15 protein-coding genes and 2 tRNA genes are annotated in these 14518 nt (G+C 70.3%); 8 read left to right on the top strand and 9 right to left on the bottom strand.

The window, feature by feature from the left end; genetic code table 11:
• Nucleotides 1-20: 20 nt before the first annotated feature.
• Nucleotides 21-97: transfer RNA gene (locus ACYVD1_RS23655), tRNA-Met, on the top strand.
• A 260-nt stretch (nt 98-357) separates the two neighbouring features.
• Nucleotides 358-434, top strand: a tRNA-Met gene (locus tag ACYVD1_RS23650).
• A 120-nt stretch (nt 435-554) separates the two neighbouring features.
• On the opposite strand, the gene ACYVD1_RS23645 is transcribed toward ACYVD1_RS23650, so the two are convergent.
• From ACYVD1_RS23645 to hisN, 5 genes are all read right to left on the bottom strand, one after another.
• Nucleotides 555-1274, bottom strand: a complete 720-nt coding sequence (locus ACYVD1_RS23645; protein ID WP_460776678.1) for an ABC transporter ATP-binding protein — start codon at nt 1272-1274, stop codon at nt 555-557.
• Nucleotides 1275-2345 carry an HlyD family efflux transporter periplasmic adaptor subunit gene (locus ACYVD1_RS23640; protein ID WP_460776677.1) on the bottom strand — a complete coding sequence of 357 codons (1071 nt, stop codon included), beginning with the start codon at nt 2343-2345 and terminating at the stop codon, nt 1275-1277. It lies immediately after the preceding gene.
• A 10-nt stretch (nt 2346-2355) separates the two neighbouring features.
• Entirely contained in the window at nt 2356-3597 is a 1242-nt protein-coding gene (locus ACYVD1_RS23635; protein WP_460776676.1) for an ABC transporter permease, read from the bottom strand.
• 232 nt (nt 3598-3829) lie between these two features.
• A complete protein-coding gene (locus ACYVD1_RS23630; RefSeq protein WP_460776675.1) occupies nt 3830-4375 on the bottom strand; it encodes a hypothetical protein in 546 nt (181 codons plus the stop codon).
• A gap of 116 nt (nt 4376-4491) precedes the next feature.
• On the bottom strand, nt 4492-5298 hold the full coding sequence (gene hisN / locus ACYVD1_RS23625) for a histidinol-phosphatase (protein ID WP_460776674.1): 807 nt from the start codon (nt 5296-5298) through the stop codon (nt 4492-4494).
• A 200-nt stretch (nt 5299-5498) separates the two neighbouring features.
• Here hisN and ACYVD1_RS23620 point away from each other — a divergent pair, with 200 nt between their 5' ends.
• From ACYVD1_RS23620 to ACYVD1_RS23610, 3 genes are all read left to right on the top strand, one after another.
• Nucleotides 5499-6107: a TetR family transcriptional regulator gene (locus tag ACYVD1_RS23620; RefSeq protein ID WP_460776673.1), complete on the top strand. Its 609-nt coding sequence runs from the start codon at nt 5499-5501 to the stop codon at nt 6105-6107.
• 67 nt (nt 6108-6174) lie between these two features.
• Nucleotides 6175-6477 (top strand): DUF2087 domain-containing protein, encoded by a 303-nt coding sequence (locus tag ACYVD1_RS23615; RefSeq protein WP_460776695.1) that lies wholly within the window; start codon nt 6175-6177, stop codon nt 6475-6477.
• Nucleotides 6478-6590: 113 nt separating this feature from the next.
• Nucleotides 6591-6917 carry a hypothetical protein gene (locus tag ACYVD1_RS23610; protein ID WP_460776672.1) on the top strand — a complete coding sequence of 109 codons (327 nt, stop codon included), beginning with the start codon at nt 6591-6593 and terminating at the stop codon, nt 6915-6917.
• Nucleotides 6918-7005: 88 nt separating this feature from the next.
• On the opposite strand, the gene rsgA is transcribed toward ACYVD1_RS23610, so the two are convergent.
• Complete coding sequence (gene rsgA / locus ACYVD1_RS23605) at nt 7006-8037, bottom strand: ribosome small subunit-dependent GTPase A (protein ID WP_460776671.1); 1032 nt, start codon at nt 8035-8037, stop codon at nt 7006-7008.
• Nucleotides 8034-9374, bottom strand: a complete 1341-nt coding sequence (gene aroA / locus ACYVD1_RS23600; protein WP_460776670.1) for a 3-phosphoshikimate 1-carboxyvinyltransferase — start codon at nt 9372-9374, stop codon at nt 8034-8036. The genes rsgA and aroA overlap by 4 nt, the downstream gene beginning before the upstream one ends.
• A gap of 84 nt (nt 9375-9458) precedes the next feature.
• Between aroA and ACYVD1_RS23595 the strand changes: the two genes are divergently transcribed.
• Entirely contained in the window at nt 9459-10631 is a 1173-nt protein-coding gene (locus tag ACYVD1_RS23595; protein ID WP_460776669.1) for a cysteine desulfurase family protein, read from the top strand.
• A gap of 37 nt (nt 10632-10668) precedes the next feature.
• Here the strand turns inward: ACYVD1_RS23595 and ACYVD1_RS23590 are convergent, their stop codons facing one another.
• On the bottom strand, nt 10669-11382 hold the full coding sequence (locus tag ACYVD1_RS23590) for a peptidylprolyl isomerase (protein ID WP_460776668.1): 714 nt from the start codon (nt 11380-11382) through the stop codon (nt 10669-10671).
• 123 nt (nt 11383-11505) lie between these two features.
• Nucleotides 11506-11985: a PLD nuclease N-terminal domain-containing protein gene (locus ACYVD1_RS23585; protein WP_460776667.1), complete on the bottom strand. Its 480-nt coding sequence runs from the start codon at nt 11983-11985 to the stop codon at nt 11506-11508.
• Between the two features lie 206 nt (nt 11986-12191).
• Between ACYVD1_RS23585 and ACYVD1_RS23580 the strand changes: the two genes are divergently transcribed.
• Entirely contained in the window at nt 12192-13010 is an 819-nt protein-coding gene (locus ACYVD1_RS23580) for a helix-turn-helix domain-containing protein (protein WP_460776666.1), read from the top strand.
• Between the two features lie 161 nt (nt 13011-13171).
• Nucleotides 13172-14386: an amidohydrolase gene (locus ACYVD1_RS23575; protein ID WP_460776665.1), complete on the top strand. Its 1215-nt coding sequence runs from the start codon at nt 13172-13174 to the stop codon at nt 14384-14386.
• Nucleotides 14387-14518 lie beyond the last annotated feature (132 nt).

Genomic DNA, 14518 nt, shown 5'->3' with positions numbered 1-14518 from the left:
CTAATCTGAAGACACAACAACGCGGGGTGGAGCAGTTCGGTAGCTCGCTGGGCTCATAACCCAGAGGTCGCAGGTTCAAATCCTGTCCCCGCTACCAAGATCGGACCCGGGATTTCTCCCGGGTCCGGTGTTTTTCCCGGTTCATCCGCCTCGGCGGGGAGTCGGGGGCGCAGGCCGGAGACGGTGTGCGTGCGCGGTGAGAATGCCGGGACGGACCGCAAGGAAAGCCTGGTAGAGTAGCTGAAAGCCGGGTCGGGCAACTGGCCGGTACAAACGGGTGGATCTCCGGATCGGTTTAGCTCCAAGAAACTGATTTGCCGCCAAGGGTGAAAGGCCCTAGAATGGAGATCACAACGACGCGGGGTGGAGCAGTTCGGTAGCTCGCTGGGCTCATAACCCAGAGGTCGCAGGTTCAAATCCTGTCCCCGCTACCAAGAAGGAAAAGGCGCCGGGTGGAGAAATCCACCCGGCGCCTTTTTGCGCGCCCGGACGGTCCGTGGAAAGCCCGGTAGGCCGGGGAGCCCGCCTCAGGACGGACTCCCCTTGCGGGCGGATCAGCGCGTGCGACCCTCCACGAGTTCCACGACCCGGTCGGCCCGCTCCGCCACCTTGGGGTCGTGGGTCACCACCACGACGGCGGCGTCACGCACCCGGGACTGGTCGATCAGCTGGTCCATGATCATGGTGCTGCTTGCGGCGTCCAGGGCGCCCGTGGGCTCGTCGGCGAGGATCAGTGCGGGTTCCCGGCTCAGGGCGCGCGCTAGGGCCACACGCTGCTGTTCACCGCCGGAGAGCTGGTGCGGCTGGGAGTGGATCCGGTGCCCCAGCCCTACCGACTCCAGCAGCTCCTTGGCGCGTCTGCGGCGGCTGAGCAGAGGCACACCGGCGAGTACCATCGGTACGCCCACGTTGGCCAGGGCGGTCCGCCGTTCCAACAGGTGGAACTGCTGAAACACGAACCCGATCCCCGCGCCGCGCAGCCGTGCCCTGCGGCCCTCCCGTAGAACAGTGGTGTCGACGCCGTCGAACGTGTAGTCGCCGCCGCTGGGCTGGTCGAGTAGGCCCAGGACGTTGAGCAGTGTGGACTTGCCCGATCCCGACTGCCCGACGATGGCGGCGACCTCACCGCGGGCGACGTCGAACGTGCAGTCGTGCAGCACGTCGATGCGGGTTCCCGAGACCGTGAAGTGCCGGTTCAGGCGCTCCACCCGCAGCAACGGGGGAGAGGACAGCCGCTCGTTGACGGCCGCCGGGTACGGGGTGTTGACGGCCATCTAGCCCCCCATCCCGAGGAACTCGTCGTGTTCTTCCTCGTCCTCGACCTGACCGGGGACGTCGAAGCGCGGGTCGAGCGGCACCGGGTTCACGATGCTCTCGCCGACACTGAGCCCGTCGGTGACCTCCACGAACTCGCCGTCGGACAGACCCAGCGCGACCTCGCGGGTCTCCTCGGAACCGCCGTCGCCGACCACGATCACTTCGCCTTCCTCGGAGGTGCCGCGGATCGACGCCACCGGGGCGACCACGACGTCCGTGGCCTCGCCGGTACTCACGGAGAGCTGGCCCTGGACCCCGTCGAAGACCTCAAGGTCCGCGGGAACCCGGCAGGACAGCTCCGAGCCCCCTTCGACGTCCGCCGGGGGCTCCTCGAAGTCCATGGGGTCGTCCTCCGGCTCGGGTTCCGGAGCCGGACCCCCTTCCGGGGCTCCGAGGGAGAGGAACTCGCACTCGTCCGCCGGGGGGCCCTGGTCGATCTGGAGCATGATGTCGTCCGGCTCGTCGTAGAACCGGTACAAGTCGTTCGCGGGGACCGATGCGACCGCCCGGAATTCGTCCGGTGCCACCGTCGCCACGGTCGCGCCCGGTGCCAGGACGTCACCGACCCGGAGGTCGTCCAACCCGCTGACCTCCCCGGAACCGGGTGCGTGAAGGGTGACCTCCTCGCTTCCGGGCTCGTCCGAACCCCCGTCCCCGGCATCGGCCTCAGAGCCGCCGTCCGAGGGGTCGGACGATCCGCCGTCCGAGGGCACGGAAAGGCTGAGGATGGGCGCGCCTTCCTCGACGGTGGCGCCGTCGTCCAGCCACAGGTGGGTGACGGAGCCGCCCTCGCGGGTCTTGAGCTGTTCGCCCGGTTCCGAGCGCATGGTCGCGTCGAGTACCAGCAGGGAACTGATCGTGCCGAGTTCCACCTCGAACGATCCGTCGCCCGCGTCCGCCGCGGCCCGGTCGAGAGGCTCGTCCCCTTCGGCGGTCGGCCCGCCCAGGCCGGACAGCAGGAGGTAGCCCGAGCCGACCAGCCCCAGCACCAGGGTGAGGGCCGCGCCGATGATGATCCACTTCTTCACGTGATCTCTCCTATTCCCGCAGCCCGGCGACGACGGACGCGCGCAGCGCCCGGATCGCGGGGATGATCCCGGCCAAGAGCCCGACGAGGGCCGCGCTGCCCAGCCCGACCAGGGCGGCTGTCGGCGGCACCGTCATGGTGATGTCGGGCGGCAGCCACACGAGGCTGCCGATGACTGCCCCACCCGCCGCGACGAGTGCCCAGGAAAGGGCCAGAGCGATCAGCCCGGCGACGACCGCGACCACCACCGCCTCCATCACCACGGCCACGAAGAGCGTGAATCTGCTCGCGCCCAGCGCCCGGTAGGTGGCGAGTTCGCGTCGCCGTTCCCGCACGGTCACCAGACCCACGTTGAGCACGCCGAGCAGGCCCGTGGTGAGGGTGATCACAGCAACCCCGACCAGGCCCATGGACAGGTAGCCGATGAGCTCGTTGGTCTGTTCCGCGTGGTCGGTGCGGAAGACCATGAGCTCGTCTTGGTCGGTCATGCTCCAGCGCCAGCTCGCGGAGGCCAGGCGGTCGCTGAACGCGCTGTTGTCGAACGTGCTCTCCACGGCGGGGTCGGAGGGGTCCACACGGGCCAGGTAGGTGACGCCGCCGTCCGGTGCCCCGGCCGCCTCGGGGCTCCACGAAGGGCCGAAGACCACCTGCCCGGAGGCGGGTGACCGCAGCAGGTAGGCGCTGAACTGCTGTGAGTCGAACGTGGAACCTTGTGAGACACCGACGATGCGCGTGTCCAGCCACTGTTCGGCGCCGATGTGGACGTCGTCCAGATCGCCGAGGTGGTCGGCAAGGGCCTCGTTGACGACCAGCACCGGTGCCCGGGATTCCAGGTCGGCTTCGGTGAACCACCGGCCCTCGGTCATGTTGATCCGGCGGATGTCCTCGAGCGCCACGTCCACCCCGACGACGTTCACGCCCCGGATGATGTCGTCGCCTTGGCGTAGGGGCGTGGCCTGCTCCGGTCCGTTGTGGATCGAGGTCTCCAGCGCTCCGGCCCTGCCGAGGTCTTCCTCGAACGCGTCGAGGTCGGTGAGGCCGTCGAAGGCGACTACCTCGAGTGTCGCGGCACGGCCCGCGTTGGCCTCGCTGTAGGCGGTGGCGTATCGCTGGCCGAGGTCGCCGGCGGTGACCACCAGGATCAGCGCGCCGACACCGACCACGATGCCCGCGCAGGACAGGATCGTCCGGGCCACGTTGGCGCGGGAGCCGGCGAAGGCCAGCACGACCCCGGCGGTGAGGGAACGCAGCATGGAACCCTTTCCCGTGAGTCTGTCGGCCCCGGCACACGACCGTGCCGGGGCCCCGCGGTGTGCGGGGTAACAACAGATCCATCGCGGGAGCGGCGGGTTTCAGTTCGCCTGCGGGCGGAATTTCTGGTGGCCGAACCCGGACACGCGGTGTCACGGACGGGAACCAAGAGGAACCGGTGCCGCGTGGGAAGCGGAGCGGGCACGGCGGAGGCTGGGCCCGGGGCGGCCGGTGTCAGTCGACCTCGAAGCCGTCGCAGGTGATGGGCGCTCCGCTCTCGGCGTCAGACCACAGCACTGTGTGCACCCCGGGGGCGAGTCCGTCGGAGCCGAAGTCGTCGGGGTAGTCCAAGTGGGCCCACTCCCCGTCGGCGAGCTCCGCCTCGTGCGAGGTGGTCCCTCCGTCGGGGTCGATCACGGTGACCAGAACGGCGCCGGAATGCTGCCCTTCGGAATCGGACAGGCCGAGCTCGACCGTGTCCTCGTCCGCGGCCTCGACTTCCGCGCGCGGCGCTTCGCTGCGCCAGCTGCCGGGGATTGCCGGGTCGACCGCGGGTGCGCACGCGTAGCGGGCGGGGTCGAAGGCGGTATCGGGTACCCCGAGGCCGGGCAGGGCGGAATCGGCGGAGTCAGTGGAGTCGCGCACGGTCTCGGCGATCATCTCGCTGAGCTGCTGGGGGCTGTGGCCGTGGCCTTCGCCGCAGGCGGTGGCGGTGCCCAGGAGGAGGGCCGCACCGCAGAGGAGCACGGTGCGCCGTCGGTGGGTGGTCGTGGTCAGCACACGCCGCACGCTACTACTTAGCGTGCTTGCGTGAGTGCTTTTTGTGATTGCTTAGTGGTGGCGATCCGGACCGGGGCGGGGATCCTCGTCGACCCAGGGGGCGAGTCCTCCTCGGCTCAGGGGCGGTGCAGGGGTGTGGGACCACCGTTGAGCCAGGTGAGCACCTGGTCGTGGAGAACACCGTTGGTGCACACCAGCGGACCTCCGTCCTCGAAACCGTTGCCGCGCAGGTTGGTGGCGCGGCCGCCGGCCTCTTCCAGGATGATCGGCAGCGGGGCCGCGTCCCAGAGGGAGAGTTCGGGTTCGGCGGCGATGTCGACGGTCCCCTCGGCGACCATCACGTGCGACCAGAAGTCGCCGTAGGCCCGGGTCCGCCACACCGACCTGGTCAGCCCGATGAACGACTCCAGGCGGCCCTGCTCCTCCCAACCGGTCAAGGAGGAGAAGCTCAGCGAGGCGTCCGACAGCTCCGTCACCTTGGAGACGTGGCAGCGTGCGGCCTTGGAGAGGCTGCGGCCCGTCCAGGTGCCGCCCCCCTTCGAGGCCCACCAGCGACGGTGCAGCGCCGGGGCCGAAACCACACCGACCACGGGGCGGTCGCCTTCCAGAAGGGCGATGAGGGTCGCCCACACCGGAACGCCGCGCACGTAGTTCTTGGTGCCGTCGATGGGGTCGATGACCCACACCCGGTTGCTGTTGCCGCTCTTGCCGTACTCCTCGCCGACCACCGCGTCGCGGGGGCGGGCGCGGGAGAGCACGCTGCGCAGGGTCTCCTCGACCATGCGGTCGGCTTCGGTGACCGGAGTGAGGTCCGGTTTCGTGTCGACCACCAGGTCAAGCGCGCGGAAGCGCTTCACCGCGATGTCGTCGGCAGCGTCGGCGAGCACGTGGGCCAGCCGCAGATCATCGTCAAAGGACGCCATGGCCGGTAACGCTACCCTCCCCGGCACGAACATGCCCAAAGTGGCACCCTCGCGTGACCAGAGTGTTAGAGGTTGCGCGCGGGCGCGTTCGTGCGTATCGGCCGGGAACGGGGACGAACAGGGAACCGGAAGGGTCCGCGCTCCGGGGAGGAAGCCGGTCCGGGGATCCGGTCCGGGCGGACGAATGCGAGGATGGGGGGATGGGAACCGTGAGCGGACACAGGCGTCCCCGGGAGGGCACCGGGGTACGCGAGCGGCTGATGGACGCCGCATACGCCGAGGTGCTGGCGGGGGACTGGGCCGAGCGCCGGATGGTCGACATCGCCGCAGCCGCCCAGGTGTCCAGGCAGACCCTGTACAACGTCTTCGGCAGCAAGGAGGGCCTGCTCCAAGCGGTGGTGGTGCGCGAGGTCAACGCGCTGCTGGACACCGTGGTGCGGGTCCTGGAGACCGACGGCCACGATCCCGCGCACGCGGTGAGCCGTACCACCCGGATGGTCCTGCTCGCGGCCCGCGACAGCCCGCTGCTGCGCGCCGTGGTCACCGGGGACGACGAGCTCCTGCCCGTGCTCACCACCAGGTCCGCGCCGCTCCTGGACGCCCTGAGGGAGCGCATCTCGTGGACGCTTGGGGAGCGCTGCCCCGACGTGGACCCCGCCGTCACCGAGGTCGTCGCCGATGTCACCCTGCGGCTGATCGTGTCGTACTCGCTCCAGCCCATCGACGCGGACCAGGCGGCGCACCGGGTGGAGATGGTCGTGCACGGCATGCTGCCGGTGGGCCGTCGGGGTGCCGGGGCAGACGGCTGAGGGGCTCCAAGGCACTCAAGGGCTCAACGCGCTGGGGTGCCTGAGGAAACGACCAGTGGAGGCCGCGGTGCGGGAAGGGCCGGGACCGAGAGAGCTGACCGAGAGCGAGCGCCGGGAGGTGCTCCGGATCCACATGCCCCAAGGGCGGATCACGTCCGTCCCGGTCCGCCGTTCGGCCCGCCTCGTCCTGCTCGACCAGGTCGCCCGCGCCTTCGAACCCGGCGTGCGCTACACAGAGGACGAGGTCAACGAGGTGCTTCGGCGCTTCAGCGCCGACCTGGTGGTTCTGCGCCGAAGCCTCACGGACGAGGGCTTCATGGAGCACGACCGCACCCGCTACTGGCGCTGCGGTGGGACGGTGGACCTGTGACCCGGTACAGGGCACGGGTGGCGGGCTGCGAGGGTGGAGGGATGCTCGCCAATTCGCCCCGAGCCAAGAGCTCTGCCGCGGCCGGAATCGCTGGTCTGATGGTTCTGACACTGGTGTCTTGTACTTCCGAGGAAGCTGGCTTCGATGTCCGGAACGGGCTGGACGTGCCGATCCTCGTCACCACTGAGGAGGACCCGGAAGCAGAAACCGAATGGGGACAGGCGGACTTCGCCAGTTTCGCGGTCGAGCCCGGCATGGTTCGGCAGATGACTCCCCCGATGGATGATCCGGATCCGCCCTGGGGCTGGTGGCCGTTCTCGATCTTCGCCGACACCCAGTGCCGAGACGACCTGTACGTCCTGGCGGAGACCGAGGACGGACAGAGGTTCGTGCACGAGCCGCCCATCTGCGAGGACGGCGAGTGGACCGTCTCGGAGTGAGCGGTCCAGGGCCTCCGGCCCCGGCAGCACGCTGAGAACCGCCCCTATCCACGGAGCTGGCAGCGACCACGGAGAGCGGCCCGCACGGTCAGGTGTGGGGGCCCGGTGGCGCAGCCTCCGCCTCGGCGTCCTCATCGCCCTCACGGCTGCTCAGGAGGCGCCTGAGTGAGGCCACGCGTTCCGGGTCGGCTCCACCCCGTTCCATGGCCGCCTCGATCGCGCACTCGGGCGCGTCGGCCTGGTGGGAACAGTCGGGCAGGCACTCCTCGGCGAGCTCGGCTAGGTCGTGGAATCCCGCCACGATCTCCTCGGGGGAGATGTGGGCCAGCCCGAAGCTGCGCACGCCCGGGGTGTCGATCAGCCAACCCCCTTCGAACGGGAGGGCGAGCGCGGAGGTCGACGTGTGGCGACCGCGGCCGGTCACGGAGTTCACGTGGCCGACGGCCCGGTCCGTGCCCGGGACGAGGCGGTTGACCAGGGTTGACTTTCCCACCCCCGAAGAACCCACGAACACGGTGGTCTTCTCGGCGAGGCGGTCGCGAAACTGGTCGACGCCGCCATCTGGGCTGAGTACCTCGTACGGCAGCCCGAGGGGTTTGTACGTGCTCAGCATCTCGTCGGGTGCGGCCAGGTCCGCCTTGGTGAGGCAGAGCAGCGGCTCCAGCCCGGCATCGTAGGCGGCGACCAGGCACCGGTCCACGAAGCGGGGCTGCGGCGCGGGGTCGGCAAGGGAACAGACGATGGCGAGCTGGTCGGCGTTGGCGACGACCACCCGTTCGACCGGATCGGTGTCGTCCGCGGTACGCCTGAGTACCGAAGCGCGCTGCCTGACCCGGACCACGCGGGCCAGGGTGTCCGGTCTGCCGGACAGGTCACCGACCACGTCCACCCGGTCACCGACCACGATGGCGCCCCGGCCGAGTTCGCGGGCCTTCATCGCGACGACGGGTACGCCGTTCACCAAGCAGCGGTACCGGCCCCGGTCGACGGCGGTGACCAGGCCCTCGACCGCGTTCTCGTGCTTGGGCCGCTTGCGGGTGCGCGGTTTGGAACCGCCCCGGGCGCGTACGCGGATGTCGTCCTCGTCCAGGTGGCGTCCCCCGCCCCGCGTGCGGCTCATGTCAGGACCTCCGACCACAGGCCCGGAAAGTCGGGCAGGGTCTTGCGCGTGGTGGCGATGTCCTCCACCTCCACGCCGGGCACCGCGAGCCCGATGACCGCGCCGGACGTGGCCATCCGGTGGTCGTCGTAGGAATGGAACACCCCTCCGTGCAGCGGCCGCGGCCGGATCACCAGGCCGTCGGGCAGCTCCTCGACATCACCGCCCAGCCGGTTGATCTCGGTGGCGAGGGCGGCGATGCGGTCGGTTTCGTGGCGGCGCAGGTGGGCGATCCCGGTCAATCGGGAGGGGGAGTCGGCCAGGGCCGCGATGGCCGCGACGGTGGGGGTGAGCTCACCCACGTCGCGCAGGTCGGCGGTGATGCCGTGGATCTCACCGGTACCGCGCAGGGTCAGGTCCGTGCGGTCGGCCCCCGACCGGGAGACCTCGCCGCCCATGCGGGCGAACAGCCCGCGCAGGGCGTCACCGGCCTGGGTGGTGTGCTCCGGCCAGCCCTCGACCGTCACCTCGCCCTTGCTGACCAGGGCGGCGGCGAGGAAGGGGGCCGCGTTGGACAGGTCGGGATCGACGGTGATCTCGGAGGCCCGGACCGGACCCGGCTCCACCCGCCACGAGTTCTCACCGGTGGTGACGGTGACGCCGACCGACCGCAGCATCTCGACGGTCATGTCCAGGTGGGGCTGGGATGGGACCGGCGGGCCCTCGTGCCGCACGTGCACGCCCTCGGTGAAGCGGGCGCCGCTGAGCAGGAGCGCGGAGACGAACTGGGAGGACCCCGAGGCATCCAGGGTGACGTCGCCGCCGCGCACCGCACCGGAACCGCGGATGGTCAGGGGCAGGGCACCGCGCCCGTCATCGTCGATGTCCGCGCCGAGTGCGCGCAGGGCGGAGAGGAGTTCGCCGACAGGCCGCTCGCGGGAGCGCGGGTCGCCGTCGAAGCGCACGTCACCGGAGGCGAGGGCGGCCAGCGGCGGCACGAAACGCATGACGGTCCCGGCGTTGCCGACGTCCACGCTGGCCGGGCCGCGCAGGGCAGCCGGTGTGACGGACAGGTCGGGCGCGGAGGCCGGGGTGTCGGCGTCGATCTCGGTGACGTCGACACCGAGCGCACGCAGGGCGCCGACCATGAGCTCGCTGTCCCGGCTCGCCAGCGGACGCCGCACCACACACGGGGTCTCGGACAGGGCCGCCAGGATCAGGGCGCGGTTGGTGACGGACTTGGACCCGGGCAGGGAGACCCGGGCGCGTACCGGCTGTGCCGCGGTGGGCGCAGGCCAGTGCTCCCCGGCGGGTGTGGCGGCGGTCTGGTCGGGCTGCGTGGACGCGGAGTCAGGCATGACACAAGGTTATCGGGCGTGGGAGACGGGGATGGGGGCTCCTTGGCCTCGGGCGGGTGGGGCGGACGTATCCTGGAACGCGCAATGGTGTATCTGGATCACGCAGCCACGACCGAGGTCCGCCCCGAGGTGATCGCCGATGTGGCGGCGGAACTCGGTGCCCTCGGCAACCCGTCCTCCCTGCACGGCCACGGACGGACCGCCCGGCGGACCGTCGAGGAGTCGCGCGAACGCATCGCCGCGGCGGTGGGGGCCACGCCGCACGAAGTGGTGTTCACCGCGGGCGGGACCGAGTCGAACAACATCGCGATCAAGGGCCTCTACTGGGCGCGCAACGCCGAATCCGCCCAGCGCAGGCGGATCCTGGTCAGCGCCGTGGAGCACCACGCCGCGCTGGACCCCGCCCACTGGATGGCCGACCACCAGGGAGCTCTCTACGAGGCCCTTCCGGTGGACGCCGTGGGCCGGGTGGGGCCGGAGACCCTGCGCGCGGCGATCGAGCGCGACCCCGCATCGGTGGCGCTGGTGTCCGTGATGTGGGCCAACAACGAGGTCGGTACCGTCCAGCCGGTGCGTGAGCTGGCCGCCGTGGCCGCCGAGTACGGAGTGCCCTTCCACACGGACGCCGTGCAGGCGGTCGGTGTCGAGGATGTGGCGTTCGCCGCGAGCGGGGTGAGCGCGCTGACGCTGAGCGGCCACAAGCTCGGCGGCCCCGTGGGAAGTGCCGCACTGGTGGTCGAGCGCGGGCTCACACCTGTGCCCGTCCTGCACGGCGGCGGACAGGAACGCGACATCCGCTCCGGAACGCTGTCGGCGCCGCTCACCCGCGGCCTCGCCACCGCCGTGCACGCCGCCGTCGAAGGCCGTGAGGAACACGTGAAGCACCTGACCGGGCTCCGGGACGAACTGGAGCGCCGGGTCCGCGAGGTCGTGCCCGACGCGGTGGTGAACGGTGACCCGGACCGGCGGCTCCCGGGGATCGCCCACCTGTCGTTCCCGAATTGTGAGGGGGACGCGCTGCTGATGCTGTTGGACGCCCGGGGTATCTCGTGCTCCACCGGATCGGCCTGTTCCGCGGGGGTGGCCCAGCCCAGCCACGTGCTGCTGGCCATGGGCGCCGAACCCGACGTGGCCCTGAGCAGCCTCCGGCTGTCCCTGGGCCGGACGTCGACCAGCGCGGACGTGGACCGGCTGGTCGAGGAGATCGGCCCGGCCGTGGAGCGAGCCCGCGCCGCCATGGCCAAACGGCGGCGCTGAGCCTCCGGAGGGTAGCCCTCTCCCGAGGGGAGGATCCCTAGTCGTCCGCGCGTTCGATGGTGACGGTTTCCAGCACGATGTCGCTGTTGGGACGGTCGCCGGCGTCGGTCTCCACCGCGCCGATCGCGTCGACGACGTCCAGCGAGTCCTCGTCGGCGACCTGGCCGAAGATGGTGTGTTCCCCGTTCAGGTGCGGGGTCGGTTCGAGGGTGACGAAGAACTGGGAGCCGTTGGTGCCCGGTCCCGAGTTGGCCATGGCCAGCACACCGGGCTCCTCGAACGTGTAGTCGTCGTCGAGCTCGTCCTCGAACTGGTAACCCGGACCTCCTCGGCCGCTGCCCTCCGGGTCGCCGCCCTGGATCATGAATCCGCTGATCACCCGGTGGAAGACCGTGTCGTTGTAGAACTCGGCCTCGCCCGTCTCCGGGTTGGGCACGCCCTCGCCCTCGGCGAGGCCGACGAAGTTGGCGACGGTCATCGGGGCGACGTCGGCATGGAGCGCCAGCTCGATGTCACCCTCGCTGGTGTGCAGTGTGGCGCCCTCGACATCGGAGACGTCCACGTCGGGAGGACCCTCCCCGTCCTCTTCGGCACCGTTCTCCGCGGTGCCGTTGTCGGCGTTCTCCTCAGTGGTTTCGGACGTCTGTTCGTCGCCCGCTTCGGGTTCCACGGGGTCGTCCGCCTGGCACGCCGCGGTGGCGAGCAGAGCGGTGCAGGCAAGGATCGATACCGGCAGGGTCAAGCGGTACATCGGTTCACTTCCGAGATCAGGTTCGCGGCGGGGCGGCACACAGGCTACTGGGAATGGGAGAGTCCCAGCACCCGAGGCGCGCTCGACCGAAACTCTGCGGCCAAAACGGGACGAAAGTCCCGACTAAGGTCCCGCGGGGTCCTCGTCGCCTTCGTGTTCGCGCCGCTCTCCCGGCTGCGAACCGAGGTTCTCTTCGGTCTCCCGGTTCGCCTGCCCGCCTCGGGCCCGCTCCTGGTACTCCCGGGACTCGCGCTCCTGGATCTCCCGAGCCCGGCGGCGCTGCTCCTCGGCGCGCTCACGGCAGCGCCGCAGGAACGCCTCGTCCTCCTCGGGGGAGGCGGCGCGTGCCCGCCCGGGGTGCTCGTACTCGGGGAAGGGCGGGGGCGGACCGGCCGGTCCGCTGGCGAGCGCGGGGTCCCGTGGCGGACGGCCCAGAAGGAACCAGAGCGCCCCGCCGAACTTCGGCAGGAACAGCACGACCAGGACCCACAGCGGCTTGGGCAGAAGCCGGACCCGTTCGGCGTCCGACCCTACGCAGTCGAACAACGCGTAGACCCAGAACCCGATCGACACTATTGCGAGGAAGAGGGCGAGGTAGACCAACGGACCTTCCAATCGGGGGAAACACTCGACAGGCGCGGGGAGACAATGCCTTCTATGTACTGACTTATCACGGATGGCCGCACCCGCCCGGTCGCTTGACCAGCCGCCCCGGCACGGGAGAAGGTCGAACGAAGGGGCTGGGGCGTCGATTCCGAGGGTACGTCACCGCATACCCCTGGAGGTGTTGGGCGAGGACGGGAGAGGTTATGAGCGTGAACACCGCGTTGCCGTCGGCGATGTGGCTCCCCTTCGGGTCGCGGGTGCTGCGCGCCCGCTCCGACCGGGGCCTCTCGCGCGCCGAGCTCGCCAAGAGCGTCGGGGTCAGCGACGACAAGCTCCGAGAGGTCGAGGATGCGCAGTGCCGCCCGGCGCGCTCCCTGGTGGAGCGGGTCGACACCGCACTCGGCACCGAGCACCAGCTGGTCGACGCCTGGGCCATCACCCTCCAGGCCGAGGCCTTCCCGAACGAGTTCGGCGACATGAGCGAACTGGGCACCCATGCCGCGCGGCTGTGGGAGCACCAGCCGATGGCGGTCCCGGTCTTCCTGCGCACCCGCGAGTACTCGCGGGCGATCCTGGAGCCCAGCCACCCCCACCTGGAGCACGAGGACATCGAGGCCATGGTCGAGGAGGAGATGGCTGTCCGGGCGGCGATGACCGGGCCGGGCGGGCCCGCTCTCCGGGTCGTCCTCAACGAGTCCGTGCTCCTGCGCCCGCAGGGCGGCGCGGACGTCCTCAACGGTCAGCGCGACTTCCTCGCCGACCTCATCATGGCGGGCATCGTGAGACTCGCGGTCATCCCCGAGCAGACCCCCTATCACCCGGGGCTCGGCGGGGCCTTCCGCATCATGGAGTTCACGGACCGGCCCAGCATGGTCTACGCCTTCGCGGCGCAGGGCGGCGACCTCACGGGGGACAGCGAGGACGTCGGCCACTGCCGGATGGTGCGCGACTCCATCGAGGAGGCCGGCGTCGACCTGGCCCCGGAGTCCGAACTCCTCACCGCGCGCTGGCCCGCCGGGTAGCTGCTGCTGAGTCGGCCCTGGGCCGCTGGCCAAGACGGCCAATCGGCTGTGACTCTGTGTGGTGGCTCGCTGCCCTCGGGGTCAGCGGATGATAGGTCGTTAGGGCATCGGTTGCGGGAGAGCCTTGGGAACGCGCCCCCCGATGGGCTAGGTTGCCCGCCATGGATATCGCTATCACTTCCGGATACGTCGTTCCCGTCGACGGAGACCCCATCGACGGTGGGACGGTCCTCATCACCGACGGCCGGATCGCCGCCGTCGGCGCGGCCGCGGACGTCACCGTTCCCGAGGGCGCCGAGATCGTCGACGCCGCGGGCAAGTGGGTCCTCCCCGGTTTCGTCGAGGCCCACGGCCACATCGGCATCCACGAGGAGACCATCGGCTGGGCCGGTGACGACACCAACGAGATGACCGACCCAAACGGGGCGCGCATGCGCGCGTTGGACGCCATCAACCCCGCCGACCAGGGCTTCGTGGACGCCCTGTCCGGGGGCGTCACCAGTTCCGTGATCAAGCCCGGCTCGGGTAACCCCATCGGTGGTCAGACCGTGGCCATCAAGACGTGGGGGCGCAGCATGGAGGACCGGCTCATGCGGGAGCCGGTGAGCATCAAGAGCGCGCTGGGGGAGAACCCCAAGCGGATCTACGGGAAGAAGGAAACGCTCCCGTCGACCCGCCAGGGTGTCACCGCGGTCATCCGCGACGCGTTCACCAAGGCCCAGGACTACAAGGCCAAGCGCGACCACGCCGTCGAGGAGGGCCAGCCCTTCGACCGCGACAACACCCTGGAGGTGCTGGTCAAGGTCCTCGACCGCGAACTGCCCTGGTGCCAGCACGTCCACCGCGCAGACGACATGCACACGGCGCTCCGCCTGGCCGACGAGTTCGGGTACCGGCTGATCATCAACCACTGCACCGAGGGCCACCTGCTGGCCGACGAGATCGCCGCCCGCGACATCCCGGTGATCAGTGGACCGCTGATGACCAGCCGCTCCAAGGTCGAGGTCGGCAACAAGACTCTGGCCAACCCGGGGATCCTGGACCGCGCGGGCGTCAAGGTCGCGCTCACCACCGACCACCCGGTCATCCCGATCGAGTTCCTCGTCTACCAGGCCATCCTGTGCGTCAAGGACGGTATGGACCGCGACTCCGCCATCCGTGCGCTCACGGTCAACCCCGCTGAGATCATGGGCCTGGACGACCGGGTGGGCTCCCTCAGGCCGGGCTTGGACGCCGACGTGGTGGTGTGGTCGGGCGACCCGCTCGACATCATGAGCCGTGCCCAGCGCGTGTTCGTCGGCGGCCGCGAGGTGTACACCTACGACGAAGAGAAGCGCAGGGGCGAGGCGGTCGACCCCTACTACCGGGAGTCCTGAACCCCGCACGGCCTCCCGAGCCCCTCCCGGTTCCCTGTGCCTGACGCTCTTACTGACGGCCTCCCTGGGAATGGCCCTCCTAGGGAGGCCTGAGGCGCGTCTAAGGCACCCCGGCGCCGCGACCCGGCCCCC

The sequence above is a fragment of the Nocardiopsis nanhaiensis genome (assembly GCF_054778635.1).
This window is presented reverse-complemented; position numbering and strand designations above follow the sequence as displayed.